Below are 24973 nucleotides of genomic sequence, written 5' to 3'. Positions count from 1 at the left end.
GGGTTCACTCCGGCAGCAGGCTTTCGCCGGCGAACAGTTCGGCAATGGTCTCGCGGCGGCGTACTTCGAAGGCCTGGTCACCGTCGACCAGCACCTCGGCGCAACGGCCACGGGTGTTGTAGTTCGAGCTCATGACGAAACCATAGGCGCCCGCGGACTGCACGGCCAGCAGGTCGCCCTCGGCGAGGTTCAGCTGGCGGTCCTTGGCCAGGAAGTCGCCGGTCTCGCAGATCGGCCCGACCAGGTCGTAGGCACGGCCTTCGCCTTCGCGCGGGGTCACGGCGCTGACGCCCATCCAGGCCTGGTACAGCGCCGGGCGGATCAGGTCGTTCATCGCCGCGTCGACGATGGCGAAGTCCTTGTGTTCGGTGTGCTTGAGGTATTCCACGCGGGTCAGCAGCACGCCGCCATTGGCGACGATGTAGCGGCCAGGTTCGAACACCAGGGCCAGGTCGCGCTCGCCGACGCGTTCGCGGATGGCCTGGATGTAGTCGGCAACCAGCGGCGGCTCTTCGTCGCGGTAGCGCACGCCGACGCCGCCGCCCAGGTCCAGGTGGCGCAGGTGGATGCCGCATTCGGCGAGGCGGTCGACCAGGGCCAGCAGGCGGTCGAGGGCATCGAGGAATGGCGCGACGGTGGTCAGCTGCGAGCCGATGTGGCAGTCGACGCCGACCACGTCCAGGTTCGGCAATTGCGCGGCGCGCACGTAGATGGCCTCGGCGTCGGCGATGGCGATGCCGAACTTGTTTTCCTTGAGGCCGGTGGAGATGTACGGGTGGGTACCGGCATCGACGTCCGGGTTGACCCGCAGCGAAACCGGCGCGACCTTGCCCATCTCGGCAGCCACCACTTGCAGGCGTTCCAGTTCGTCGGTGGACTCGACGTTGAAGCAGTGCACGCCCACTTCCAGGGCACGGCGCATGTCTTCGCGGGTCTTGCCGACGCCGGAGAACACCACGCGATCGGCACGCCCGCCGGCGGCCAGCACGCGCTCCAGCTCACCGCCGGAGACGATGTCGAAGCCTGCGCCCAGGCGTGCCAGCAGGTTCAGCACGGCGAGGTTGGAGTTGGCCTTGACCGCGAAGCACACCAGGTGCTCGGCGCCTTGCAGGGCATCGGTGTAGCTGAGGTACTGGGCCTCGATGTGGGCACGCGAGTACACGTAGGTGGGGGTGCCGAAGCGTTCGGCGATGGCCGACAGGGCCACGCCTTCCGCGAACAGTTGGCCGTCGCGGTAGTTGAAAGCGTTCATCTGGTTTCCTTACTGCGCTGGCGACTGCTCGGGCTCGGCATCGAGCTCAGGCTGCTGTTCTTGCGGCTCGGCCTGTTGCACAGGCTGGGCGTGCTGGTGCTGGTGCGACGTGTGGCTGCCCTTGCCGTCCTTGCCGTCTTCCGGCAGGTACAGCGGGCCTTTCTGGCCACAGGCCGAGACGAGGCAGGCGACAGCGACCAGCGCCGCGAAGGAGGAAATCAGGCGCTTCATTGGTGAAATCCTTTGAAATAAGCAGTATTGCGCCCGAGTATACCGAGCGACCGGCGGATTGCCTACGCAAGAGCCGGTCCGTCGGGCGGGCTATCCTTGTGCACTGCCCGGTTCTGGCTAAAGCTTTGCATTCGTGGCCAAGCGCCCGTATCTTGCCCGGCTTGCTAGTCACGCAGCCAATTTCGAGGTTCTTGCAATGAGTTTGAGCGAAGCGCGTTTTCATGACCTGGTCGACGCTACCCAGCAGGCACTGGAAGACCTGTTCGACGAGAGCGGCCTGGACCTGGACATGGAAAACTCCGCCGGTGTCCTGACCGTCAAGTTCGAAGGCGGCGCCCAGCTGATCTTCAGCCGCCAGGAACCCCTGCGCCAGCTGTGGCTGGCCGACCGCTCCGGCGGCTTCCACTTCGACTACGACGAGGAAAGCGGCAAGTGGGTCTGCGAGAAGAGCGAAGAGCTGCTCGGCGAGATGCTCGAGCGCATCGTCTGGGAGCGGGCCGGCGAGAAGCTGGACTTCGACGAGATCTGACATGAGCACCCAACCGCGGCCACCCAAGCCGCTGTACAGCAACGTCAGCCCGGCTGTGCCGTCGCCATGCATCAGTGTGTGCCGGCTGGACGAGCAGCGGGTCTGCACCGGCTGCCACCGCCACGTCGAGCACATCCGCGAGTGGCGCTCGGCGGACGACCCGCGGCGCCGGCAGATCTGCGCCGAGGCCCAGGCATTGCGCGACAAGGCACGCGCCTGACGGCACAGGCTTGAGTATTTGTCTGGCTGTGGTAGTGTCGGCTCATGCGTCGGTGACGCCAAAAGCATCCACAAACCCCGCCCTTGGGCGGGGTTTTGCTTTATCTGCCCACGGAAAACCGTTCGAAGGAGCCTGACTGGATCATGAGCACCAAGCCTTCCCTCATCCTCACCCGCTTGGACGTGCAACGTCTGGAGCGCCTGATCGACAGCCTCGACGAATCGACGCCGGGCGTGCTCGCCCTGCAGGACGAGCTGGACCGTGCCGAGCAGGTGGTCGGCCATGAGGAAGTGCCAGCGGGCGTGGTCACCATGAACTCGCGCGTGCACTGCCGCGAAGAAGCCAGCGGCAAGGACTACCACCTGACCCTGGTGTATCCGAAAGATGCCGGCGGCGAGGGCAAGGTCTCGATCCTGGCGCCGATCGGGTGCGCGCTGCTGGGCCTGTCGGTGGGCGAGCAGATCGACTGGCCGGCGCCGGGCGGCAAGACCTTGAAGCTGAAGCTGCTCGAGGTCGAGTACCAGCCAGAAGCGGCGGGCGATTTCGATCTCTGACCGCCCGCCCTTGGCTCAAGGCATGTTCAGCGCCCTGAGGTGGCAGGCATGAATGCAATTGTCGACGATCCGGCTGCGCAGCGACCAGTCGGTGTTGACGATGTGAAAGCCCTGGATATAGCTCTGCAGGTCTTCTGAGGCGAACCACTCATCGATCTTGTCGGAGAAGTCGTCCGGGGTGAAGAGGACCTTGTTGTACTTGGCACACTGGATGGACCGCAGGAGGTAGTCAGGTTTGTAACTGCCCGCCAGCGTGTCCATGAAGGCCTTCAACATGTCGGTGGACGGTGTGTTTTCCCCGATCCAGTCTTGTCTTACGCCATCCCAGTGTTCGCCGCGCGCACGGTTGTTGTACGCCACCACCACGGTTCTGCCGGGATGGTCCTGCCACAGCTCGTCCAAGGTCAGCCGGCGCAACGCCCAGGGGATGATGCGTTGACCCAGGTGCCTTTCCACCAGCTCGAGCAACCAGTGATGTTCCTGGGGGCTGAAATTGTCGAATTGATGGAAATCGAGAATGATGATTTCCCGCGCGTTGTCAGGCTCGTCGTAGAAGCGGTTCAGCTCCAGTAGCACGTCGCCCAGCACGGTGCGGCCGGATGTGCTCATGTGGTAGAGCTTGTAGCGATAGGGCGAGGCAGGCGGGTATTCGCGGTTGGCCCGCACGCGCAGATCGAGGACGCGGATACCGCCGCGGACTTGCTCGATGCAGGAGACGTCCTGGGTGACTTCCTGCGGCGCAACGATATTGTCTGCCTGTTTATCCATGCCGGAATCGTGGCTGCCCGGAAGGATCAACTGATCGATGCGCAGGCGGCCCAGTGCAGGCAGGGCGCCCATCCAGTTCTTCTTGTTCATGATGCGCTCCAGTGGTGTGTGGAGTGCAGAGCATGGTTGCACGGCGGCTGGTGGGGCAGGGGGAAGCGCCAGCCTGGGTTATTGGGTCCGCATGGCCTGCAATTGCTCCAGCCCCTGGTTCAAGGCATGTTCCAGCTCGCGCTTGTAGCGCAGGTAGAGCAGGGTCGAGCCCTGCTCGTCGTCGAGCAGCTCCGACAGGTCCAGGTCGGTGATGTAGCAGCGGTAGTGCCCGGCGCTGCGCCGTCGGCCGAGGATCTGCCGGGCAACCGTTTCGTACAGTTGGTCGCCATGCTCCAGTTCGGAAAACTCCTGCTGGTCGCAATACAGCGTGACATGCACTTCGCCTTGGGCGCCGGCCTGCAGAATCGCCTGCACCTCGTAATAGGGTTGATCGACGCCGGCGTGTGGCAATGCCCGTGGCTCGATGCTGCGCGCCTTGCCCGGCCCGGAAGGCAGAAGCTGGGCGTAGCGGATGTCAAAAGACCCCTGCTGCAGGCTGTCCAGCGCGAGCCGTGCGTCGTGACGCATCACCACCGAGCGCAGGAAGCGCTGCAGCGGCAGCAGCAGGTGGTTCTCGTCGTGCAGCGGCAGGCGCTGCTGCCACAGGGCATTGTGCTCGTCCAGCACATACAGGTCGGCCCAGCCATCGAGCAGGCGATAGAACACCTGGATGCAGCCGGGCACTGCCTGCTCCAGCAGCAGCGGCAGGTCGTGGTCCTGCAGCGCCTGAGGGTCCAGGTGCAGAGGGCTGTAGCGGGTGCGCGCCTGGCCGAGGTGATCGAGCACGGCATCGTGGTCGGCCAGGGTGGTCAGGGCAACCTGGCCGGGCAGCAGTTCCAGCACATGGGTGTACTGCGCCACCTGTACCAGGTAACGGTGGCCCAACCCTTGGTCGAGCAGCCGCTGCGCGGTGATGAACAGGTCCTCGACACGCTGGGTGATGGCCTGGGCACGGTTATGGCAGAAGCAGCGCACCCGCAGCCGTGGTCGGTGGCTGCGCTGGCCGAGGCTATTGAGGTAGTCGCGCAGGCAACGCAGCAATGCGTGCTCGCCGTCGAAGCGTTGCACCAGCACCTCGTTCCAGCTGTTGAGGGTGACCTGGTCGACGGTCAGCACCAGGTTTTCCCGCACCCCGGCATAGCTCAACGAGTCGGTACGCTCGGTGGTCATCAGGATGTTCAGGTCGCGGTGATGGCGCAGTGGGTCGACCCCGACGTTGACCAGTAGCAGGATCTCGTCCGCCACGCTCGGCTGCAGCAGGCGCGCCTCGCTGACCGGCGGCAAGGGCAGGGGGATGCTCTGCTGCAGGCTGCCGAGCAGGTTGAACAGCTCGAACTCGCTCAACTCGCTGGCGCCTGGGTGCAGGGCCAGCCGGGTGCTGCTGTCGATCACGCCGTTGCGGTGGGCCCAGGTGAGCAGTTCGAGCAGTTCGCGGCAGCGCTTGATCGGGCTGAAGTGCTCCCATTCGTGCACGCCCAGGTTGCCGTTGTACAGGCCCCAGTGATGGCTGCCCGGCTCCTTGCGGTTGGGCGACTGGACCAGGGTCAGGGTGTCTTCGGCGAGGTCTGGAGCGATGCCGGGGTTGATCACCTCGATCTTGCCGGCGCGCCGTTCGAAGGCCGCATACAGGCGCCGGCCCAGGACGTTGAGGTCGCGCTGGTCGGCGCGACTGCTGGCGCTTAGATGCTGGGCGAACTGGCCGAGGAAGCGATAGCTGTGGTTGAGCTCGGCGACCAGTTCGCGGCGCTCGACGGCGACCTGGGCGACCTTCCACTGGCTGCGGCTGTCGAGCAGGGCCAGTTGCCGTTCATCCCAGCCCCATTCATCGGCCAGGCGCTGCAGCAACCGGCGCTGCCAACCGCTGGCGCGGGCATTGCCCAGGCCGCTGAGCTTCTTGTTGACCTTCAGGTACAGGCTGCGTCGCACCAGCTCCAGTCGCGCGGTTTCGCCGCGTTGCTGCAGGTAGCGCTCGATGCGCCGGTACACCATCACGTAGGGGTCCAACTCGTCGAGGTCGAGCCGGTTGGCGAACACGGCCTGTTTGTAGTCCAGGCTCAGGCAGCGCACGGTGGGGTGCTCGCTGGCGTAGACCTCGGTCAGCAGCAGCTTGAGCAGCGACTTGTGGGGCGAGTCGATGCCCTTGAACAACTGCCACAGCCCGGCGCCGACATACTCCCCCGGCGGGACGTGCGCCAGGTGGCCGAGGTCGAGGTCGTCCTGGCCGCGGATGAAGCGCTTGGACAGCAAGGTCTGGGTGTAGGCCTGGTAGTTGTGCTCTTCGTAGACCGGTACCAGCCACCACAGCGGCGTGCGCCCGGCGAGCCAGATGGCGGTGCGGTAGAACTCGTCGAGCAGCAGGTAGTGCTGGGTGGTGCCGCAGTCGTCGGAGCTGAGCTGGCTGTCGCGTTCGCCCTGGGCGAAGCCCTGGGTGTCGATCAGGAAGAAGTGCGCTTCGGTACCCATGCTGTCGGCCCACGCCTCGAGCAACTGGCACTTGCGGCGTAGCTCGGCCAGCGGCCCCTCGCCCAAGCCAGGGGCATGGCAGACCCACAGGTCCATGTCGCTTTGTTCGGCCTGGGCCAGTGAGCCGAGGCTGCCCATGAGGAACAGACCGTGGATGGGCCTTGGCGGGTTGCCCAGACGCGTTTTGTAGGAAAACGAACGAGCCAGCCGCTGGCCTTCGGCGATCAGGTCGGCGTCGGGCTCGAAGTTCGACACCCCGGCAGGGGTGGTGCCCGAGACGTAGCCGGGAAGCAGCGGGTGGTTGACGTGGAACAGCAGTGGCAGCAGGGTCAACACCTGCAGCTGGCGCGTCGACAGCCCCTCCATTGCCCGCTGCCGACGGCCCTGGTTGAGCTGCATGAACCGCGCACGCAGCTTGGTCAGCTCCTTGCGGTCGATGCCTTGGCCCAGGTCGGGGCGGATTTCATGGGGGTGGTTCATTGCGCGCTCAGGGTGGCCACGGGGGAGCTGCGGCGAGTTTAGCCTGAGTGGAGCAGTCGGATAAGCACTCTATGGCTTTTTGACGTCATTTTTATAGCGCTGCGGACGGCCCTTTCGCGGGGCAAGCCCGCTCCCACAGGACATGCAGTGTCATCAGAACCTGTGGGAGCGGGCTTGCCCCGCGAAAGGGCCAGTGCGAATTCACGCCGGCTGCGGCTCGCGCAGAATGTTCAGCAACAGTTGCACGCTTTCCACCGCATCATGGCCGAGGCTGGTCAAATAACCCCCATCGGGCTGGTCGGTAAGCTGTTTGTCGAACAGGCGTTGCGCGGCGGCAACCAGGGCGGGCGAGGCGTTGTTGTGGATCTTGATGCCTTCCTGGCTGCTGTCCAGGTTGAACAGGGCAAGCACTTCAAGTTCTGCGATCAACTCGGGGGTGAAGGACATGGCGACTCCTGACGTCTGGACAAGGATGGCGGCACCGCCAAGGGTGCCTGATCCTGGAGTGTAGTCAGGCTTCGTCGTTGTCGCCTTGATCTGCCTCAGGTGGCAGCTCGGGCAGTGCACGCAGGGCGGTTTCGTACCACTGGCCGTCGAACGGGCGGTCCTCGTCGAGCATGTTGTCGATCTCGATGGCCAGCACGTGGGCCATCAGGTTGAGGATGTCCTCGCGCTCGTAGCCGACCAGGGTCAGCTTGTTGAACACGGCCTTGGCCGCGGCAGGTTCGCCGCTTTCGATCTGGTTTTCGATGGCCTGGGTCAGCGTCGCCTCGGCGAAGGCTTCGTCGTCGTCGTTGTCGATGTCGGTGGGCTCGCTCATGGCGGTACTCCTGTAGGTGGGCTCACAGTGTGCCATGCCGGCAATGGTGGGTCATCGACCGGGTGCATGAAGCTGGCCAGGGGCGTTCGACCGGTCTATAAAGGGCCGGCCATCCCCACACGGCCTGGAGGCTGTTAAACCATGCTCAAGCTTCACGGATTTTCTGTCAGCAACTACTACAACATGGTCAAGCTGGCGCTGCTGGAAAAGGGTCTGCCGTTCGAGGAAGTGACTTTCTACGGCGGCCAGGCACCGAATGCGTTGGAAGTCAGCCCGCGGGGTAAGGTGCCGGTGCTGGAGACCGAGCAGGGCTTTCTCAGCGAGACCAGCGTGATCCTCGACTACATCGAGCAGACACAGGGCGGCAAGGCGTTGCTGCCGCCTGATGCCTTCGGCCAGGCCAAGGTCCGCGAGTTGCTCAAGGAAATCGAACTGTACATCGAACTGCCGGCGCGCACCTGCTACGCCGAGTCGTTCTTTGGCGCGGCGGTGGAGCCGCTGATCAAGGAGCGTGCCCGCGTCGAATTGCTGGCCGGTTTCGCCACGCTCAAACGCAACGGCCGCTTCGCGCCGTATGTGGCGGGCGAGCAACTGACCCTGGCCGACCTGATGTTCTGCTTCTCGGTGGACTTGGCCTGTGCGGTGGGCAAGAAGGTACTGAACATCGACTTCCTGGCGGACTTCCCGCAGGCCAAGGCGTTGCTCGACCTGATGGCGGAAAACCCGCACATGGCGCGCATTCGGGCGGACAAGGAGGCGGCGATGCCGGCGTTCATGGAGCTGATTCGCAGCGGCAAGCGCTGACCCTGTGGGAGCGGGCTTGCCCGCGAACACCGGCGAAGCCGGTGCCATGCACCGAGGTGTCTGCTTCGCGGGCAAGCCCGCTCCTACAGGGGATCTCTGCGGGTTCGGGAACCCATAGGGTTCTGGAATCGTGGGGCTTTTCTGATCTTGAGACCCAATGCTTCAGCTCAGATTGGCAATCGAACTATCCTATAGCCCCTGTCGAATGCTGCTGACTATCCTCCGGAAATTGCCGCGATCCCTGTGGGAGCGGGCTTGCCCGCGAACACCGGCGAAGCCGGTGCCATGCTCCGAGGTGTCTGCTTCGCGGGCAAGCCCGCTCCTACAGGGGATCTCTGCGGGTTCGGGAACCCATAGGGTTCTGGAATCGTGGGGCTTTTCTGATCTTGAGACCCAATGCTTCAGCTCAGATTGGCAATCGAATTATCCTACAGCCCCTGTCGAATACTGCTGACTATCCTCCGGAAATTGCCGCGATCCCTGTGGGAGCGGGCTTGCCCGCGAACACCGGCGAAGCCGGTGCCATGCTCCGAGGTGTCTGCTTCGCGGGCAAGCCCGCTCCTACAGGGGATCTTTGCGGGCTCGGGAAACCATAGGGTTCTGGAATCGTGGGGCTTTTCTGATCTTGAGACCCAATGCTTCAGCTTAGATTGGCAATCGAATTATCCTACAGCCCCTGTCGAATGCTGCTGACTATCTAGGCCAGTGCCTCGGGACTACTGTCGTCGGGTCGCCTTGAAAGGCGATCGGGCGTGAGACACCCGGTTAACATTCGGTAAGCGTCGCCTCATGGCGGTCGTGTGCGGACAGGCTTCGGCCTGGCCGGGGTTACCGTATGTCCCGGGTCTCACACCGCGCACGACTGCCGCCCTAATCCGTGAGACGAAACGGATGGCAGCTCCTAGCCTTCATACGGAGTTTCGCCATGAAAAAGATAGTCCCCGATCCACCCGACCTTCTCCTGACCGACGCCCCCACCGTCACCCTCGCATTCCCCAACACCATCGCCGATGGCCCAGTTCTGCAGGACGCCCTGCTTCTGACCATCACCCAGACCGGCGAGGTGCTTCGTGAAACCGAGCCAGGCTTACGCCGTGACGCCCTCTGCATGGCCATCCGCGTGATGTGCGCGGTGCTCGATGCCGTGACCGACCACTGCACCGCCATGCGCAGGAAGGAGCTGGCACCATGACCGAGCCCAACCACGGCGTTACCGTCGGCAAGGAAACCTTCGACCTGTTCCGCCTGCAATCAGGCGTCCCTTTCGATCACGCCTTCTCGCAGCTATCGACGTTGCTCGGCTGCATCCGCCACCTGACCACCGAAGCGGAAATGGAAAACGACCGCATGGCCGGCAGCGCAGCGCGGATCCTCAGCGAGATGGCCAAGGCGCTGATTGATGACATGGAGCGGGGGATGGGTGTTGAGGGTGCGCGCACGCTTTAATTAATTCGCAGGTGTCGAAATCGAGCGCCGCCCGAGCGGCGCTCGATGCGCTGCGCTACAACCCTCCAATCGACCGTGCGTTAAACGAGCAAACCAGTCGATTTCCCAAGATTTTCCTCACTTCAGCCAGAAAATCCTCATTTCTGGCTTTCTTGCTGTTTTTTTCCTCTCATCTTCCCAGAATGGTTTGTTTCAAAATTTTTCATGAAACCACCCCGCCCCCCTTGAGGGAAAACAAGTGGAAGTAAACAATGTTCTCTTTCGCATTCCCTCCGAGACCGGCCATGAATTCCCATTCCCGTCCGTTCGCCTGGTTGCCGGCCTTGCTGCTGGCCCAGGCGCTGGCGCTGTGCAGCACCTTCGCCCAGGCCGAAGCACCCGCCGAGGCCACCAAGGCCCTGCATTTGCTCGACTACATCGGCGCCGACTACCCACCGACCGTACAGGGCGGCAAGGTCATCGACGAGGGTGAATACCGCGAGCAACTGGAGTTCAGCGCGGTCTTGGCCGACCTGGTCAAGCACCTGCCGGCGCACGCCGAGCAGGGTGCCCTGAGCCAGGGCGTCGAAACCCTGCGCCAGGCCGTCGATCAGCGCCAGGACGGCGCCAGCGTGGCCAAGCAGGCGCGCCAGCTGGGCGCTCGCCTGGCCGTGGCCTACGAGGTCAGCCAGGCTCCGGTGATTACCCCCGACCCTGCGCGCGGCGCCTCGCTGTATGCCCAGAACTGCGCCATCTGCCACGGCGACAGCGGTGCCGGCGATGGCCCGGCAGGCGTCGGCCTGGAGCCTGCGCCTGCCAACCTGCGCAATACCGAGCGCCTCGACCAGCTGAGCCTGTTCGACCTCTACAACACCCTGGGTCTGGGCATCGATGGCACCGAGATGCCGTCGTTCGCCGACCAGCTTGATGAACGCCAGCGCTGGGACGTGGCCGCCTATGTGGCGAGTTTCACCGCCAACCCTGAAGCGGCCAGGGGCGACAAGACCTGGAACATCGCCGACCTGGCCCGCCAGACCCCGGCCGAGGTGAGCGCCAACGAAGGCGAGGCGGCGCTCGGGGCCTTCCGTGCCCAGCGTGCCAAGCCTGCGCAGGTCAAGCGTGGCCCGGCGCAGTTGCTCGAATACACCGCAACCACCCTCGACAAGAGCCTGGCGGCCTACCGCGAAGGCGACCACGACCAGGCCTATGACCTGTCGGTAGCCGCCTACCTGGAAGGCTTCGAGCTGGTGGAAAGCTCGCTGGACAACATCGACACCGAGGCCCGCAAGGACACCGAGAAAGCCCTGATGGCCTACCGTCAGGCGCTGCAGGATGGCCTGCCGGCAGCCCAGGCCGAACAGCGCCTGGCCGAAGCCAAGACGAAGCTGGACCAGGCCGCCAAACTGCTGGGCAGCGATGGCCTGAGCTGGTCGCTGAGCTACATCTCCGGGTTGCTGATCCTGCTCCGCGAAGGCCTCGAGGCGATCCTGGTGCTGGCGGCGATCCTCGCGTTCCTGCGCAATACCGGCCAGCAATCGGCGGTGCGCAGCGTCAACATGGGTTGGGCCCTGGCCCTGGTCGCCGGTTTCGCCACCTGGGCGCTGGCGGCCTATGTGATCGATGTCGGCGGCGCCCAGCGTGAACTGCTCGAAGGCTGCACGGCGCTGTTCGCCGCAGTGATGGTGCTGTGGCTGGGCGTGTGGATGCACGACCGCCGGCATGCCGCGGCCTGGCAGGACTACATCAAGAGCAGCCTGGTCAGTGGCGGCGGGCGCTTTGGCTTTGCCGTGCTGGCGTTCTTCTCGGTGTACCGCGAGCTGTTTGAGGTAATCCTGTTCTACGAGACCCTGTGGCTGCAGGCCGGCCCGGCTGGGCACCAGGCGGTGCTGGCCGGTGGCGCCACCGCACTGGTGCTGCTGGTGGGCCTGGCCTGGGTGATTCTGCGGGGTTCGGCGAAGCTGCCGCTGTCGCTGTTCTTCGGCATCAACGCCGCGTTGCTGTGCGCCTTGTCGGTGGTGTTCGCCGGGCATGGCGTCAAGGCGCTGCAGGAGGCCGGGGTGCTGGGCACGCGTCCGCTGGCGTTCTTCGAGTTCGACTGGCTGGGGATTCATGCCGATGCCTACTCGCTCGGGGCGCAAGCGGTGGCATTGTTGGCGATTGTGGTGTTGTATGGGCGCAGTCGCCTGGCCGAGAAGCGTCGGGCTGCGGTTTAAGCTGTGAAGCTGCTGGCCCCATCGCCGGCAAGCCGGCTCCTACGGGATTTATGCTGTAGGAGCCGGCTTGCCGGCGATGGGGCCGGTGCAGACAAACGAGAGAGAATTGCTACATGCGCATCTGGATCGACGCCGACGCCTGCCCCAAACCGGCCAAGGACCTGATCGTCAAGTTCGCCCTCAAGCGCAAGCTGGAGGTGGTGATGGTCGCCGGCCAGGCCGTGGCCAAGCCGGCCTTCGCCATCGTGCGGCTGATCGTGGTGCCCAGTGGCATGGACGCCGCCGACGATTACCTGGTCGAGCATGCCGAGCCGGGCGAATTGGTGATCTGCAGCGACGTGCCGCTGGCCGACCGCTTGATCAAGAAGGGTGTCGCCGCCCTCGACCCGCGTGGGCGTGAATTCGATGAACGCAACATGGGCGAGCGCTTGGCAGTTCGCAACCTGTTCACCGAGTTGCGCGAGCAAGGCCAGGTCGGCGGCGGGCAGGCGCCTTATGGCGAGCGCGAGAAGCAGGCGTTCGCCAATGCCCTGGATCGGATCCTGACGCGCCTGTCGAAAGGGTGATGGGGCCCGCGACGCAGGCCCAGAGGGATTACTGCTCGCCTTCGTGGGTCAGCTCGAGTACCCGGTCCACCAGCTTGTAGATACCGCTGGCCGCTTCGCTGATCGACTTGGCTTCCATGTAGGCCGGGGTGGTCACCAGCTTGCGCTGGGTATCCTCGACGATGTCATGCACGTCGCACTCTTCATGCTTGCCGCCCATCTCGGTCACCGCGGCCGCGGTGGCGGCGTCGGTGCCGATGGTGCAGACCACTTCCGGGCCGTAGATCTTGGCAGCCAGGGCTGGCGAGATGCAGATCAGGCCGACCGGCTTGCAGGCCTCGGCAAAGGCTTCGGCCAGGGCCAGCACGTCGGGTTGCACGCTGCACTTGGCGCCTTCGACGGCGAAGTTGGAGAGGTTCTTGGCTGCGCCAAAACCACCGGGGACGATCAGCGCGTCGAACTCCTCGACCTTGGCTTCGCGGATGTCCTTGACCTCGCCGCGGGCGATGCGGGCCGACTCGACCAGCACGTTGCGCGATTCGGGCATCTCCTGGCCGGTCAGGTGGTCGATCACGTGCAACTGCGCGATGTTCGGCGCGAAGCATTGCACCTGCGCACCGCGTTGGTCGAGGCGCAGGAGGGTGATCACGCTTTCATGGATTTCCGCGCCGTCGTACACGCCGCAGCCCGAAAGAATCACCGCTACTTTTTTGGTCATGCTCGTTACTCCTGTGTCGAGGCGCTAAAGCTTTGAACGCAGCCAGGGCGGGGTGTTCATTTATCGGCGGGCTGATCCGGTGCGGTAGCCGCCTTGCGCTCGGCCCGCAGGGCGCGGAAGCGTCGGCGCAACCAGAGCAGGCCGCCCAATACCAACAGCCCCCCTAGTACCCATAGCTCATAGCGTTTGACGTTGCCCAGCAAGCCTTCGAGGATGGCGCCGAAGTGATAGGCGGCAGCGCCCAGGGCCAGCGCCCAGATCGCGGCGCCGATGCCATTGAGCAGCAGGTAGCGGCGTGGCGGGTAGCCCGACAGGCCGATCGCCACTGGCATCACCGTGCGCAGGCCGTAGACGAAGCGGAAGCTCAGCACCCAGATGTCGGGGTGGCGGCGAATGTGCCCCAGGGCCTTGTCGCCCATGGCCTGCCAGCGCGGCTTGCGGGCGAGGATCCGGCGCCCATGACGGCGGCCCATGAAATACCACAATTGATCGCCCGCGTAGCTGCCGAGAAAGGCCACCAGGCATACCAGCTTGATGTCCATGTAGCCGCGGAACGCGAGGAAGCCTGCAAGCACCAGGATGGTCTCGCCTTCAAAAAAGGTGCCTAGAAAAAGGGCGAAGTAGCCGAAATCCTGCAGGAATTGTTGAAGCATTTTCTGAGATGCTGGCGAAATGAACGCGCAGCCTACCCCTTCACGCGCATTCATGAAAGTGTCCAAATGTGTCTTGGCGTGAACAATGGCAGTCATGACAATAGCGGCGGCTATAAGACGCAGGCTTGCCACGGGGTGTAACACAGTCGTCATAATGGCCGCTTATCGTGCCGCTAAATTGTACAGAGAGCGTATCCGCCCTCCAGGAACGTCAGATGAATAATGAAGTGCTAACCCCTGTCGCGATCAAGGAAGCCCAGGCTGTCCCCGAGGAGCTGGTGCAGACCCCTCCGGACCTGCCGCCTGAGCCCGAGCCCGTGGTCGAGACGCCGGCCCCCGCACCGACGCCGGCCATCGTCGTGCCGAGCCTGGACGACAGCAGCCTGTACATTCATCGCGAGCTTTCGCAGCTGCAGTTCAACATCCGTGTGCTGGAACAGGCGCTGGACGAGTCCTACCCGCTGCTGGAGCGTTTGAAGTTCCTGCTGATCTTCTCCAGCAACCTCGACGAGTTCTTCGAGATCCGCGTCGCGGGCCTGAAGAAGCAGATCAATTTCGCCCGTGAACAGGCCGGTGCCGACGGCCTGCAGCCGCACCAGGCGCTGGCGCGCATCAGCGAGCTGGTGCACATCGAGGTGGAACGCCAGTACGCGATCCTCAACGACGTGCTGCTGCCGGAGCTTGAAAAGCACGCCATCCGCTTCATCCGTCGCCGCTACTGGACGCCCAAGCTCAAGACTTGGGTACGCCGCTATTTCCGCGACGAGATCGCGCCGATCATCACCCCGATCGGCCTCGACCCGACCCACCCGTTCCCGCTGCTGGTGAACAAGAGCCTGAACTTCATCGTCGAGCTCGAAGGGGTCGACGCCTTCGGCCGCGACTCGGGCCTGGCGATCATCCCTGCGCCGCGCCTGCTGCCGCGCGTCATCCGCGTGCCGGAAGACGTGGGCGGCGCGGGCGACAACTTCGTATTCCTGTCGTCGATGATCCACGCCCACGCCGACGACCTGTTCCAGGGCATGAAGGTCAAGGGCTGCTACCAGTTCCGCCTGACCCGCAACGCCGACCTGGCGCTGGACTCCGAGGAGGTCGACGACCTGGCCCGTGCCTTGCGCGGCGAGCTGTTCTCGCGCCGTTATGGCGATGCCGTGCGTCTGGAAGTGGCCGACACCTGCCCCAAGCACCTCTCCGACTACCTGCTCAAGCAGTTTAGCCTGAGCGAGAGCGAGCTCTACCAGGTCAATGGCCCGGTCAACCTGACCCGCCTGTTCAGCATCACTGGCCTGGACAGCCATCCGGAGCTGCAGTACACGCCATTCACCCCGGCGATCCCGAAACTGCTGCAGAACGCCGACAACATCTTCAGCGTCATCGGCAAGCAGGACATCCTGCTGATGCACCCGTTCGAGTCCTTCACGCCGGTCGTCGACCTGCTGCGCCAGGCCGCCAAGGACCCGCACGTGCTCGCCGTGCGCCAGACCCTGTACCGTTCCGGGGCCAACTCGGAGATCGTCGACGCCCTGGTGGACGCGGCGCGTAACGGCAAGGAGGTCACCGCGGTGATCGAGCTGCGCGCGCGTTTCGACGAAGAATCCAACCTGCAGATGGCCAGCCGCCTGCAAGCGGCGGGTGCGGTGGTGATCTACGGCGTGGTCGGCTTCAAGACCCACGCCAAGATGATGCTGATCCTGCGCCGCGAGCAGGGCGAGATCGTGCGTTACGCGCACCTGGGTACTGGCAACTACCACGCCGGCAATGCCCGCCTGTACACCGACTACAGCCTGCTGACCTCCGACGATGCCCTCACCGAGGACGTCGGCAAGCTGTTCAGCCAGCTGATCGGCATGGGCAAGACGCTGCGCATGAAGAAGCTGTTGCATGCGCCGTTCACCCTGAAGAAGGGCATGCTCGACATGATTGCCCGCGAGACCCAGTTCGCCCTGGAAGGCAAACCGGCGCACATCATCGCCAAGTTCAACTCGCTGACCGACGCCAAGGTCATCAAGGCCTTGTACAAGGCCAGCCAGTCGGGCGTGAAGATCGACCTGGTGGTGCGTGGCATGTGCTGCCTGCGCCCTGGCATCCCGGGGGTATCGCACAATATCCAGGTGCGCTCGATCATCGGCCGCTTCCTGGAGCACACCCGGGTGTTCTATTTCCTCAATGGCGGCGAAGAGCAGATCTACCTGTCCAGCGCCGACTGGATGGAGCGCAACCTCGACAAGCGCGTCGAGACCTGCTTCCCGGTCGAGGGCAAGAAGCTGCTGTTGCGGGTCAAGAAGGAACTCGAGGGTTACCTCACCGACAACACCCACGCCTGGACCCTGCAGCCCGATGGACGCTACGTGCGCATCAGCCCCACCGGCAACCAGAACCCGCGCAGTGCCCAGGCGACCCTGCTGGAGCGCCTGAGCAACCCGGTCCTCAACGTACGCTGAGGACGAAACCGACCCGGGTCAGCCACTCCGCTTCGTTGGCGAAGTCGGCCTGGGTCAGTTGGTTCTGCTCCAGCCAGCCATCCGGGAACACCACATTGAGGCTGTCTTCACCGGCCTGCAGCTCCACGGTCGGCATCTGCTGGGTGCCGCGGATGTGGTGGAACAGGATGGCGAAGCGCAGCAGAACGCACAGGCGGATCAACTGCTGGCCTTCGGCGCCGAATTCGGCGAAGCGGTCCTTGGGGATGTTGCGGCGGTGGCCGCGCACCAGCAGCGCGAGCATCTGCTGATCCTCGCGGGAGAACCCCGACAGGTCGGAGTGCTCGATCAGGTAGGCGCCGTGCTTGTGGTAGTGGTAATGAGCGATGTCCAAGCCGATTTCATGGATTTTCGCCGCCCATCCCAGCAGATCGCGCCAGTTTCCATCTTTGAGCCCCCACGCGTCGGCCACCTGGTCGAAGGCGTGCAGCGCCTTGCGTTCGACCCGTGCCGCCTGGCCCTGGTCGACATGGTAGCGCTCCATCAACGAATTCAAGGTGCGCTCGCGAACGTCCTCGTGGTGGTGGCGGCCGAGCAGATCGAACAGCACGCCTTCACGCAGGGCGCCGTCGCAGTGGTCCATGCGTTGCAGTTCGAGGGCGTCGAAAATCGCCTCGAGGATGGCAAGGCCGGCCGGGAAGATGGTGCGGCGGTCCGGCTTGACGCCGTCGAAGTCGATCTTGTCGACCTCGCCCAGCTTGAACAGCTTGCGCTTGACCGTGGCCAGGCCTTCGGCGTTGACCTCGCCGTTGCCCAGGCCGCAGGCCTTGATGGCGGCGCCGATGGCGCGAATGGTGCCCGACGAGCCGATGGCCTCGTCCCAGGTCAGGCGGTGCAGGGCGTGCTCGATGCTCATCAGCTCCAGGCGTGCGGCGGTGTAGGCCTGGGCGTAGCGCGCCGGGGTGATCTTGCCGTCGCGGAAGTAGCGCTGGGTGAAGCTGACGCAGCCCATCTGCAGGCTTTCGCGCAGCAGCGGTTCGAAGCGCTGGCCGATGATGAACTCGGTGCTGCCGCCGCCGATGTCGGCGACCAGGCGCTTGCCGGGGGTGTCGGCCAGGGTGTGCGACACGCCCAGGTAGATCAGGCGCGCTTCTTCACGACCGGAAATGACCTCGACCGGGTGGCCGAGAATGGCTTCGGCGCGCTGGATGAAGGCGTTGCGGTTGCGCGCTTCACGCAGGGCGTTGGTGCCGACGATGCGCACGGCACCGGCGGGCATGCCGTTGATCAGCTGGGCAAAGCGCTTGAGGCACTCCAGGCCTCGTTCCATGGCCTCTTCGCTGAGCATGCGGGCGTCGTCGATGCCGGCTGCCAGCTGCACCTTTTCCCCCAGCCTTTCGAGAATGCGGATCTCGGTGTGGTGGGCCTTGGCGACTACCATGTGGAAACTGTTGGAGCCCAGGTCGATGGCAGCGATCAGAGACAGGTTCTTCGCGGTGGTATGCGGCATGGTCGATGTGTTCTCGGTCGTTAACCCGGCAATCGTGCCACGATCCATGGCTGTCGCCAACGCGTGACGCTCCGGGGCATGATGCAAGGCAATGTGCCATTCGATGCTATGACACGTGTGTGACAGTTTCGATTCGCAGCGTCTTGCACCACTATAGTTACACTCAATCGTCTGTGACTTCCTGTGGGGCGTGGGTGCGGCTATCATGGGCCACGTTTTTTTGCTTACGACCCTGGAGATATCCATGAGCAGCGATCTGATCAAACACGTCACCGACGCCACCTTCGAAGCCGAAGTTCTTCAGGCTCAAGGCCCGGTGCTGGTCGACTACTGGGCTGAATGGTGCGGTCCATGCAAGATGATCGCTCCGGTTCTGGACGACATCGCTTCCACCTACGAAGGCAAACTGACCGTCGCCAAGCTGAACATCGACGAGAACCAGGAAACTCCAGCCAAGCACGGCGTGCGTGGTATCCCGACCCTGATGCTGTTCAAGAATGGCAACGTCGAAGCCACCAAGGTCGGCGCTCTGTCCAAGTCGCAGCTGGCCGCGTTCCTCGACGCCCACCTGTGATGTGAAAATGCCCCGCAAATGCGGGGCTTTTCTTTTTCAGAGCACTAGACGCAGAAAAAAGCAAGTGTTACATTCGGCCTCGCACTGCTTCTCCAGTGCCCTCTACACGCCGTCGCCGAAGCATCCCCAATTCGAATCAGTACGCGATCCTGTCGCCATCTAGCGGCGCGGCCTCATTAAGCCAGAAGCTTAATTCTCCCTTCTTACATGATTACGTCACTCCCCTTATGAACCTGACTGAACTCAAGCAAAAGCCGATTACCGATCTGCTGGAAATGGCCGAACAGATGGGCATCGAAAACATGGCCCGTTCGCGCAAGCAGGACGTGATTTTCGCCCTGTTGAAGAAGCACGCGAAAAGCGGCGAAGAGATCTCGGGTGACGGCGTGCTGGAGATTCTCCAGGATGGTTTCGGTTTCCTGCGTTCGGCTGATGCGTCCTACCTGGCCGGCCCAGACGACATCTACGTCTCGCCCAGCCAGATCCGCCGCTTCAACCTGCGTACCGGCGACACCATCGTCGGCAAGATCCGCCCGCCGAAGGAAGGGGAGCGTTACTTCGCCCTGCTGAAGGTCGATACCATCAACTTCGACCGTCCGGAAAACGCCAAGAACAAGATCCTGTTCGAGAACCTGACGCCGCTGTTCCCCAACGAGCGCCTGAAGATGGAAGCCGGTAACGGCTCCACCGAAGACCTCACCGGCCGCGTCATCGACCTGTGCGCTCCGATCGGCAAGGGCCAGCGTGGCCTGATCGTCGCTCCGCCGAAAGCGGGCAAGACCATCATGCTGCAGAACATCGCGGCCAACATCACCCGCAACAACCCCGAGTGCCACCTGATCGTCCTGCTGATCGACGAGCGCCCGGAAGAAGTGACCGAGATGCAGCGCACCGTGCGCGGTGAAGTGGTCGCCTCGACCTTCGACGAGCCGCCGACCCGCCACGTGCAGGTCGCCGAGATGGTCATCGAGAAGGCCAAGCGCCTGGTCGAGCACAAGAAGGACGTGGTCATCCTGCTCGACTCCATCACCCGTCTGGCCCGTGCCTACAACACCGTGATCCCGAGCTCCGGCAAGGTGCTGACCGGTGGTGTCGATGCCCACGCCCTGGAGAAGCCGAAGCGTTTCTTCGGTGCCGCGCGTAACATCGAGGAAGGCGGTTCGTTGACCATCATCGCCACCGCGCTGGTCGAAACCGGCTCGAAGATGGACGAAGTGATCTACGAAGAGTTCAAGGGTACCGGCAACATGGAGCTGCCCCTGGACCGCCGCATCGCCGAGAAGCGTGTGTTCCCGGCCATCAACATCAACCGTTCCGGTACTCGCCGCGAAGAGCTGCTGACCGCCGACGACGAACTGCAGCGCATGTGGATCCTGCGCAAGCTGCTGCACCCGATGGACGAAGTCGCGGCCATCGAGTTCCTGGTCGACAAGCTCAAGCAGACCAAGACCAACGACGAGTTCTTCCTGTCGATGAAGCGTAAGTAAGCGTTTCAGGTCGGAATTGATTGGGGCTGCTTCGCAGCCCATCGCGGCACAAGGCCGCTCCTACAGGGGATCTCGCTGAATCCTGTAGGAGCGGCCTTGTGCCGCGATGGGGCGCGAAGCGGCCCCATTTCATTTTTGCCCCCAAACCAGGCCCGAACGGCGCTACACTCTGCAACCCCGACCGATACGGCCAACACGAGGCTCTTGCATGCAGTATCGCGATTTGCGCGACTTCATCCGTGGCCTGGAGCAGCGCGGCGAACTCAAGCGCATCCAGGTTCCGATCTCCCCCGTCCTGGAAATGACCGAGGTCTGCGACCGCACCCTGCGCGCCAAGGGCCCGGCGCTGCTGTTCGAAAAGCCCACGGGCTTCGACATTCCGGTGCTGGGCAACCTGTTCGGCACGCCGGAGCGGGTGGCCATGGGCATGGGTGCCGAATCGGTCGATGAGCTGCGCGAAATCGGCAAGCTGCTGGCCTTCCTCAAGGAGCCCGAGCCGCCGAAGGGCTTGAAGGACGCCTGGTCGAAGCTGCCGATCTTCAAGAAGGTCGTGTCGATGGCGCCCAAGGTGGTCAAGGACGCGGTGTGCCAGGAAGTGCTGGTGGAGGGCGACGACGTCGACCTGTCCCAGTTGCCGATCCAGCACTGCTGGCCAGGCGACGTGGCGCCGCTGATCACCTGGGGCCTGACCGTCACCCGGGGCCCGAACAAAGAGCGCCAGAACCTGGGCATCTATCGCCAGCAGGTGATTGGCCGCAACAAGGTCATCATGCGCTGGCTCAGCCACCGTGGCGGCGCGTTGGACTACCGCGAGTGGTGCGAGAAGCACCCTGGCCAGCCATTCCCGGTCGCCGTCGCCCTCGGCGCGGACCCTGCGACCATCCTCGGCGCCGTGACCCCGGTGCCCGACACCTTGTCCGAGTACGCCTTCGCCGGCCTGCTGCGCGGCAACCGCACCGAGCTGGTCAAGTGCTGCGGCAGCGACCTGCAGGTGCCGGCCACCGCCGAGATCATCCTCGAAGGCGTCATCCACCCAGGTGAAATGGCCCCCGAAGGGCCTTACGGCGACCACACCGGCTACTACAACGAGGTGGACAGCTTCCCGGTGTTCACCGTCGAGCGCATCACCCACCGGCACAAACCGATCTACCACAGCACCTACACCGGCCGGCCACCGGATGAGCCGGCGATCCTTGGCGTCGCGCTGAACGAAGTGTTCGTGCCGATCCTGCAGAAGCAGTTCCCCGAGATCGTCGACTTTTACCTGCCGCCCGAAGGCTGCTCCTATCGCATGGCGGTGGTGACCATCAAGAAGCAGTACCCGGGCCACGCCAAGCGCGTGATGCTGGGGGTGTGGTCGTTCCTACGACAGTTCATGTACACCAAGTTCGTTATCGTCACTGACGACGATATCAACGCCCGCGACTGGAACGACGTGATCTGGGCCATCACCACGCGCATGGACCCCAAGCGTGATACGGTGATGATCGACAACACGCCGATCGACTACCTGGATTTCGCTTCGCCAGTGTCGGGCTTGGGGTCGAAGATGGGCCTGGATGCCACCCACAAGTGGCCGGGCGAGACTACACGCGAATGGGGCCGTGCCATCGTCAAGGACGAGGCCGTCACCCGCCGTATCGACGAGTTGTGGGATCAGTTGGGAATAGATTGATGCAGGTAACGTTGCAGCCGTCCGGGGCAGTGCTGACGCTTCAACCCGGGGAACGGATCCTCGATGGCGCCCGGCGCCTGGGCTATGACTGTCCCAACAGCTGCCGCAATGGCAATTGCCATGTCTGCGCCGCCTTGCTGGTCGAAGGGCGCGTGCGCCAGGACGGCGAGGTGCGTGACCATGGTGAGCTGTTCACCTGTATCGCCGAACCGCTGGAGGACTGCGTGTTGCTCTGGGACGGTGTGCTGGCACTGGGCGAACTGCCGGTGCGCAAGCTGGCGTGCACGGTAAGCGAGTGCGTCGAAGTCGGTGGCGACGTCTGGCGCGTGCGCTTGCGTGCGCCGGCTGGCAAGCCGCCGCGCTACCATGCCGGGCAGTACCTGATGATCGAGCGCGAGGGAGGCAAGCCGGCAGCGTTCTCGCTGGCCTCGGCGCCGCACAGCGGGCGTGATCTGGAGCTGCACGTACTGGCCCGTGAACCCAGCGCGCTGCAGCTGATCGATCAGTTGCGCCAGGATGGCCTGGCGCGTATCGAGATGCCCTTTGGCGATACCCATCTGGCCGAGCTGCCCGAGGGGCCGCTGGTGCTGATCGCCGCAGGCACCGGCATGGGGCAGATGCACAGCCTGGTCGAGCACTGCCGAGCCCAAGGCTTCAAGCACCCGGTGCACCTGTACTGGGGCGTGCGCCGCCCGGAAGACTTCTACGCCATCGAACACTGGGACGAATGGCAGAAGTTGCCGAACCTGTTCCTGCACAAGGTGGTCAGCGACCTGTGTGGCTGGGAAGGGCGCTGCGGCATGCTGCACGAGGCGGTCTGCGAAGACGTGGCCGATCTGAATACGGTGCACGTGTACGCCAGTGGCTCGCCGAACATGATCTACGCCACGCTCGATGCACTGGTCGAGGCGGGGATGGATGCACACCGTATGCGCGCCGATGTGTTCGCCTACGCGCCACGGGGCTAATAACGTAAGTTGCCGGAAGTGGTTATAAGGCGGTAATTGTTACCGCCTTGGTTAATAACTTTATCGGCCTTTGGAATAATGGTCTCCAATCGTCGGAAGGCGTTATACAATTTCCCGCATATACTTGTGAATAGTGTGCCGCTTGGCTTAGGTTAGCTACCAAGGCCCCGCATTGGCGGCGCCAGAGGCAGTCTGGCACGGCTGCCTCGCGTGGTGAGGGCCACATTCGTAGTTCACAGGGAATATGGCGGCAGCTTATGTCGGCAATTGAAAGTCTTTCCTTCGAAGTTACCTATCCACCCGCGCTCGACTTTGGCTTGCAACACACGCGCGAGCAACTGTTGGATTCGATGCAGCTGACCATGTCGCGTCATGAGGGCGGGCCGGTCTGGTTGTTTGCCTATGGCTCGTTGATCTGGCGGCCGGAGTGCAACTCGGTCGAGCGTCGGCGCGCACGTGTGCATGGTTATCACCGTGGGTTGTACCTGTGGTCGCACGAGCACCGCGGCACGCCGGAGATCCCGGGCCTGGTGTTCGGCCTCGACCGCGGCGGTTCTTGCAGCGGCTTTGCCTACCGGCTGGATGACAGCGACCTCGAAAATTCGCTGCTGGCGTTGTGGCAGCGGGAGATGCCATACCCGGCCTACCGTCCGCATTGGTTGAGTTGCAAACTGGATGATGGCAGCCGCGTGCAGGCCCTGGGCTTCGTGCTGGAGCGCCATCTGCCGTGCTATGCGGGCAACCTGCCTGACAGCCTGTTGAGCCAGATCCTGGCCAGTGCCAAGGGGCGCTATGGCACCACCCGCGATTACGTGGAGCAGACGCTCAATGCGCTGCGCAGCCACCAGATGCCGGACCGCAACCTGGAGGCGCGCTTCAGGCGCTGCCATAACCTGCGCGAGGTCTGAGCCGGCCGTGACGACCTCATCGCCGGCAAGCCGGCTCCTACAGGAATGTTGTCGGTCCAGCCCTTGTAGGAGCCGGCTTGCCGGCGATAGGGCCAGAATAGCCAGTCCCTTTATCTGACTAGCACCACCAACTTACCCACAGCCCGCCGCTGCGCAAGTGCTTCGATCGCCGCGCCGGCCTCGGCCAGTGGATAAGTCTGCGACACCAGCGGCTTGAGTTTCCCCCCGGCATGCCAGGCGAACAGCTGCTGGAAGTTCGCCGCGTTATCCTCGGGCTGACGCTGGGCGAACGAGCCCCAGAACACGCCCATCACCGCAGCGCCCTTGAGCAACACCAGGTTCGCCGCCATTTGCGGGATGCTGCCACTGGCGAAACCCACCACCAACAACCGGCCATTCCAGGCCAGCCCGCGCACGGCCTGGTCGAACAAGTCACCGCCGACCGGATCGAAGATCACGTCAGCGCCCTGGCCGCCGGTCAGCCGCTTGATTTCATCCTTGAGGCTCGCCTGGCTGTAGTCGATCAACTCATCGGCCCCGGCGGCCTTGGCCACCGCCAGCTTGTCGGCATTGCTGGCCGCGGCGATCACCCGCGCGCCCATGGCCTTGCCGATCTCCACCGCCGCCAGGCCCACGCCACCGGATGCACCCAGCACCAGCAAGGTCTCGCCCGGCTGCAATTGCGCGCGCTGGCGCAGTGCATGCATCGAGGTGCCGTAGGTCATGGAGAAGGCAGCAGCGGTGGTGAAGTCCATGGTCGCGGGGATCGGCAGCACGTTGTAGCCAGGTACTGCCACCTGCTCGGCGAACGCACCCCAGCCGGTCAGGGCCATCACCCGGTCACCGACCTTGAACGGCCCTGCCTTGTCGCCCACCGCCGCTATCACTCCGGCTGCTTCGCCGCCAGGCGAGAACGGCATGGGCGGCTTGAACTGGTATTTGCCTTCGATGATCAGGGTGTCGGGGAAGTTGACCCCTGCGGCCTGCACGTCGAGCAGCACTTCGTTGATCTTCGGCTGCGGGCTGGCGGCTTCTTCGAGCACCAGGTCGCGAGCCGGACCGAGGGTTTTGCACAACACAGCTTTCATCGGGGCTATTCCTTTGCGCGTAGTGGCCGATAAGTGTAGGAGGGTCGCCTGCCGGGTCAATCAGCATGGCCTGCCCTGATGTGCTGGCATAAGTGTCGGCACAAGCCTGGGCTTGGGTTTGAGCGACGTGCTGGTTAAGCTGGCGCCAATTGTTTTGAGGAGTGAATTCGTGAAAGCGTGGATCTTGATGGTGCTGGCCCTGATGCTGCCGGCCGTGGCGGCGGCCGAAGAGAGCAAGGAAGGCGAGCCGAAGGTGGCCTACATCAGCCTGAGCCCACCCTTCGTGGGCAACTATGCCCTTGACGGCGGCCCCAAGCTGCGCGTGTACAAGGCCGACGTGGCCCTGCGCGTGACCGGCGATGCCGCCGCCGCCGCGGTCAAGCACCACGAGCCGTTGATTCGCAACCAGCTGGTGGCGCTGTTCGCCCAGCAGAGCGTGGATAACCTGAGCAATGTTGAGGCCAAGGAAAAACTGCGCCAGGAAGCTTTGAAGCAGGTGCAGCAGGTGATGGAAGGCGAAGAGGGCAAGCCGATCGTCGAGGATTTGTTGTTCAACAACCTGATTGTGCAGTGAGCCT

25 protein-coding genes are annotated in these 24973 nt (G+C 63.8%); 15 read left to right on the top strand and 10 right to left on the bottom strand.

What is annotated here, in order from left to right:
* Positions 1-4 precede the first annotated feature (4 nt).
* Both lysA and lptM read right to left on the bottom strand, forming a co-directional pair.
* The gene (gene lysA, locus E6B08_RS29265) at positions 5-1252 is read right to left on the bottom strand and encodes a diaminopimelate decarboxylase (protein WP_136917159.1); all 1248 of its coding nucleotides are present in this window, start codon (positions 1250-1252) and stop codon (positions 5-7) included.
* Positions 1253-1261: 9 nt separating this feature from the next.
* Positions 1262-1483, bottom strand: coding sequence for an LPS translocon maturation chaperone LptM (gene lptM, locus E6B08_RS29260; protein ID WP_136917158.1), 222 nt, complete (start codon positions 1481-1483; stop codon positions 1262-1264).
* A 196-nt stretch (positions 1484-1679) separates the two neighbouring features.
* Between lptM and cyaY the strand changes: the two genes are divergently transcribed.
* From cyaY to rnk, 3 genes are all read left to right on the top strand, one after another.
* Positions 1680-2012: an iron donor protein CyaY gene (gene cyaY / locus E6B08_RS29255; RefSeq protein ID WP_016489767.1), complete on the top strand. Its 333-nt coding sequence runs from the start codon at positions 1680-1682 to the stop codon at positions 2010-2012.
* 1 nt (position 2013) lies between these two features.
* Positions 2014-2232, top strand: coding sequence for a DUF1289 domain-containing protein (locus tag E6B08_RS29250; RefSeq protein WP_136917157.1), 219 nt, complete (start codon positions 2014-2016; stop codon positions 2230-2232).
* 143 nt (positions 2233-2375) lie between these two features.
* A complete protein-coding gene (rnk, locus tag E6B08_RS29245) occupies positions 2376-2786 on the top strand; it encodes a nucleoside diphosphate kinase regulator (protein ID WP_136917156.1) in 411 nt (136 codons plus the stop codon).
* A gap of 15 nt (positions 2787-2801) precedes the next feature.
* On the opposite strand, the gene E6B08_RS29240 is transcribed toward rnk, so the two are convergent.
* The 4 genes from E6B08_RS29240 to E6B08_RS29225 form a co-directional block, all read right to left on the bottom strand.
* Complete coding sequence (locus tag E6B08_RS29240; protein WP_136917155.1) at positions 2802-3644, bottom strand: hypothetical protein; 843 nt, start codon at positions 3642-3644, stop codon at positions 2802-2804.
* A 78-nt stretch (positions 3645-3722) separates the two neighbouring features.
* Positions 3723-6587 (bottom strand): class I adenylate cyclase, encoded by a 2865-nt coding sequence (locus E6B08_RS29235; protein WP_136917154.1) that lies wholly within the window; start codon positions 6585-6587, stop codon positions 3723-3725.
* Between the two features lie 201 nt (positions 6588-6788).
* The gene (locus tag E6B08_RS29230; RefSeq protein WP_136917153.1) at positions 6789-7034 is read right to left on the bottom strand and encodes a TIGR02647 family protein; all 246 of its coding nucleotides are present in this window, start codon (positions 7032-7034) and stop codon (positions 6789-6791) included.
* A 64-nt stretch (positions 7035-7098) separates the two neighbouring features.
* The gene (locus E6B08_RS29225) at positions 7099-7407 is read right to left on the bottom strand and encodes a hypothetical protein (protein ID WP_136917152.1); all 309 of its coding nucleotides are present in this window, start codon (positions 7405-7407) and stop codon (positions 7099-7101) included.
* A gap of 141 nt (positions 7408-7548) precedes the next feature.
* Between E6B08_RS29225 and E6B08_RS29220 the strand changes: the two genes are divergently transcribed.
* From E6B08_RS29220 to E6B08_RS29185, 5 genes are all read left to right on the top strand, one after another.
* On the top strand, positions 7549-8211 hold the full coding sequence (locus tag E6B08_RS29220) for a glutathione S-transferase (RefSeq protein ID WP_136917151.1): 663 nt from the start codon (positions 7549-7551) through the stop codon (positions 8209-8211).
* 925 nt (positions 8212-9136) lie between these two features.
* Positions 9137-9403, top strand: a complete 267-nt coding sequence (locus tag E6B08_RS29200) for a hypothetical protein (RefSeq protein WP_136917148.1) — start codon at positions 9137-9139, stop codon at positions 9401-9403.
* Complete coding sequence (locus E6B08_RS29195) at positions 9400-9657, top strand: DUF3077 domain-containing protein (RefSeq protein WP_136917147.1); 258 nt, start codon at positions 9400-9402, stop codon at positions 9655-9657. Before E6B08_RS29200 ends, E6B08_RS29195 begins: the two co-directional genes overlap by 4 nt.
* 251 nt (positions 9658-9908) lie before the next feature.
* The gene (locus tag E6B08_RS29190) at positions 9909-11849 is read left to right on the top strand and encodes an FTR1 family protein (protein WP_136917146.1); all 1941 of its coding nucleotides are present in this window, start codon (positions 9909-9911) and stop codon (positions 11847-11849) included.
* A 113-nt stretch (positions 11850-11962) separates the two neighbouring features.
* Positions 11963-12415 (top strand): YaiI/YqxD family protein, encoded by a 453-nt coding sequence (locus tag E6B08_RS29185; protein WP_136917145.1) that lies wholly within the window; start codon positions 11963-11965, stop codon positions 12413-12415.
* 28 nt (positions 12416-12443) lie between these two features.
* On the opposite strand, the gene elbB is transcribed toward E6B08_RS29185, so the two are convergent.
* Positions 12444-13112, bottom strand: a complete 669-nt coding sequence (gene elbB, locus E6B08_RS29180) for an isoprenoid biosynthesis glyoxalase ElbB (protein ID WP_136917144.1) — start codon at positions 13110-13112, stop codon at positions 12444-12446.
* Between the two features lie 56 nt (positions 13113-13168).
* Positions 13169-13765: a DedA family protein gene (locus tag E6B08_RS29175; protein ID WP_136917143.1), complete on the bottom strand. Its 597-nt coding sequence runs from the start codon at positions 13763-13765 to the stop codon at positions 13169-13171.
* A gap of 215 nt (positions 13766-13980) precedes the next feature.
* Between E6B08_RS29175 and ppk1 the strand changes: the two genes are divergently transcribed.
* A complete protein-coding gene (gene ppk1, locus E6B08_RS29170) occupies positions 13981-16206 on the top strand; it encodes a polyphosphate kinase 1 (RefSeq protein ID WP_136917142.1) in 2226 nt (741 codons plus the stop codon).
* Here the strand turns inward: ppk1 and ppx are convergent.
* On the bottom strand, positions 16193-17695 hold the full coding sequence (gene ppx / locus E6B08_RS29165; RefSeq protein WP_136917141.1) for an exopolyphosphatase: 1503 nt from the start codon (positions 17693-17695) through the stop codon (positions 16193-16195). The two genes, ppk1 and ppx, sit on opposite strands and share 14 nt — an antisense overlap.
* Before the next feature lie 244 nt (positions 17696-17939).
* On the opposite strand from ppx, the gene trxA reads away from it, so the two are divergent.
* The 5 genes from trxA (at position 17940) to E6B08_RS29140 (ending at position 23307) form a co-directional block, all read left to right on the top strand.
* Positions 17940-18269, top strand: coding sequence for a thioredoxin TrxA (gene trxA, locus E6B08_RS29160; protein ID WP_136917140.1), 330 nt, complete (start codon positions 17940-17942; stop codon positions 18267-18269).
* Positions 18270-18496: 227 nt separating this feature from the next.
* Entirely contained in the window at positions 18497-19756 is a 1260-nt protein-coding gene (gene rho, locus E6B08_RS29155; protein WP_023382978.1) for a transcription termination factor Rho, read from the top strand.
* 208 nt (positions 19757-19964) lie between these two features.
* Positions 19965-21431, top strand: coding sequence for a 4-hydroxy-3-polyprenylbenzoate decarboxylase (gene ubiD, locus E6B08_RS29150; RefSeq protein WP_136917139.1), 1467 nt, complete (start codon positions 19965-19967; stop codon positions 21429-21431).
* Complete coding sequence (locus tag E6B08_RS29145) at positions 21431-22399, top strand: CDP-6-deoxy-delta-3,4-glucoseen reductase (RefSeq protein WP_136917138.1); 969 nt, start codon at positions 21431-21433, stop codon at positions 22397-22399. The genes ubiD and E6B08_RS29145 overlap by 1 nt, the downstream gene beginning before the upstream one ends.
* A 257-nt stretch (positions 22400-22656) precedes the next feature.
* The gene (locus tag E6B08_RS29140; RefSeq protein WP_136917137.1) at positions 22657-23307 is read left to right on the top strand and encodes a gamma-glutamylcyclotransferase; all 651 of its coding nucleotides are present in this window, start codon (positions 22657-22659) and stop codon (positions 23305-23307) included.
* A gap of 110 nt (positions 23308-23417) precedes the next feature.
* On the opposite strand, the gene E6B08_RS29135 is transcribed toward E6B08_RS29140, so the two are convergent.
* Complete coding sequence (locus E6B08_RS29135; protein ID WP_136917136.1) at positions 23418-24395, bottom strand: NADPH:quinone oxidoreductase family protein; 978 nt, start codon at positions 24393-24395, stop codon at positions 23418-23420.
* A 169-nt stretch (positions 24396-24564) separates the two neighbouring features.
* Here E6B08_RS29135 and E6B08_RS29130 point away from each other — a divergent pair, with 169 nt between their 5' ends.
* Entirely contained in the window at positions 24565-24969 is a 405-nt protein-coding gene (locus E6B08_RS29130; RefSeq protein ID WP_136917135.1) for a flagellar basal body-associated protein FliL, read from the top strand.
* The last annotated feature ends 4 nt before the right edge of the window (positions 24970-24973 follow it).

It is taken from the genome of Pseudomonas putida, from assembly GCF_005080685.1.
Taxonomy (GTDB): domain Bacteria; phylum Pseudomonadota; class Gammaproteobacteria; order Pseudomonadales; family Pseudomonadaceae; genus Aquipseudomonas; species Aquipseudomonas putida_V.
Note: the sequence above shows the minus strand (reverse complement) of the source record. Positions and strands in the feature narration are given on the sequence as shown.

Bases quoted from the DNA above. Each gene is read 5' to 3' on its own strand.
- rnk (WP_136917156.1), top strand. From the start codon at position 2,376: ATGAGCACCAAGCCTTCCCTCATCCTCACCCGCTTGGACGTGCAACGT.
- E6B08_RS29175 (WP_136917143.1), bottom strand. From the start codon at position 13,765: ATGCTTCAACAATTCCTGCAGGATTTCGGCTACTTCGCCCTTTTTCTA.
- E6B08_RS29225 (WP_136917152.1), bottom strand. From the start codon at position 7,407: ATGAGCGAGCCCACCGACATCGACAACGACGACGACGAAGCCTTCGCC.
- E6B08_RS29240 (WP_136917155.1), bottom strand. From the start codon at position 3,644: ATGAACAAGAAGAACTGGATGGGCGCCCTGCCTGCACTGGGCCGCCTG.
- elbB (WP_136917144.1), bottom strand. From the start codon at position 13,112: ATGACCAAAAAAGTAGCGGTGATTCTTTCGGGCTGCGGCGTGTACGAC.
- E6B08_RS29220 (WP_136917151.1), top strand. From the start codon at position 7,549: ATGCTCAAGCTTCACGGATTTTCTGTCAGCAACTACTACAACATGGTC.
- ppx (WP_136917141.1), bottom strand. From the start codon at position 17,695: ATGCCGCATACCACCGCGAAGAACCTGTCTCTGATCGCTGCCATCGAC.
- E6B08_RS29135 (WP_136917136.1), bottom strand. From the start codon at position 24,395: ATGAAAGCTGTGTTGTGCAAAACCCTCGGTCCGGCTCGCGACCTGGTG.
- E6B08_RS29200 (WP_136917148.1), top strand. From the start codon at position 9,137: ATGAAAAAGATAGTCCCCGATCCACCCGACCTTCTCCTGACCGACGCC.
- ubiD (WP_136917139.1), top strand. From the start codon at position 19,965: ATGCAGTATCGCGATTTGCGCGACTTCATCCGTGGCCTGGAGCAGCGC.
- ppk1 (WP_136917142.1), top strand. From the start codon at position 13,981: ATGAATAATGAAGTGCTAACCCCTGTCGCGATCAAGGAAGCCCAGGCT.
- E6B08_RS29230 (WP_136917153.1), bottom strand. From the start codon at position 7,034: ATGTCCTTCACCCCCGAGTTGATCGCAGAACTTGAAGTGCTTGCCCTG.
- E6B08_RS29140 (WP_136917137.1), top strand. From the start codon at position 22,657: ATGTCGGCAATTGAAAGTCTTTCCTTCGAAGTTACCTATCCACCCGCG.
- E6B08_RS29145 (WP_136917138.1), top strand. From the start codon at position 21,431: ATGCAGGTAACGTTGCAGCCGTCCGGGGCAGTGCTGACGCTTCAACCC.
- rho (WP_023382978.1), top strand. From the start codon at position 18,497: ATGAACCTGACTGAACTCAAGCAAAAGCCGATTACCGATCTGCTGGAA.
- E6B08_RS29190 (WP_136917146.1), top strand. From the start codon at position 9,909: ATGTTCTCTTTCGCATTCCCTCCGAGACCGGCCATGAATTCCCATTCC.
- E6B08_RS29185 (WP_136917145.1), top strand. From the start codon at position 11,963: ATGCGCATCTGGATCGACGCCGACGCCTGCCCCAAACCGGCCAAGGAC.
- E6B08_RS29235 (WP_136917154.1), bottom strand. From the start codon at position 6,587: ATGAACCACCCCCATGAAATCCGCCCCGACCTGGGCCAAGGCATCGAC.
- E6B08_RS29250 (WP_136917157.1), top strand. From the start codon at position 2,014: ATGAGCACCCAACCGCGGCCACCCAAGCCGCTGTACAGCAACGTCAGC.
- lysA (WP_136917159.1), bottom strand. From the start codon at position 1,252: ATGAACGCTTTCAACTACCGCGACGGCCAACTGTTCGCGGAAGGCGTG.
- E6B08_RS29195 (WP_136917147.1), top strand. From the start codon at position 9,400: ATGACCGAGCCCAACCACGGCGTTACCGTCGGCAAGGAAACCTTCGAC.
- cyaY (WP_016489767.1), top strand. From the start codon at position 1,680: ATGAGTTTGAGCGAAGCGCGTTTTCATGACCTGGTCGACGCTACCCAG.
- lptM (WP_136917158.1), bottom strand. From the start codon at position 1,483: ATGAAGCGCCTGATTTCCTCCTTCGCGGCGCTGGTCGCTGTCGCCTGC.
- trxA (WP_136917140.1), top strand. From the start codon at position 17,940: ATGAGCAGCGATCTGATCAAACACGTCACCGACGCCACCTTCGAAGCC.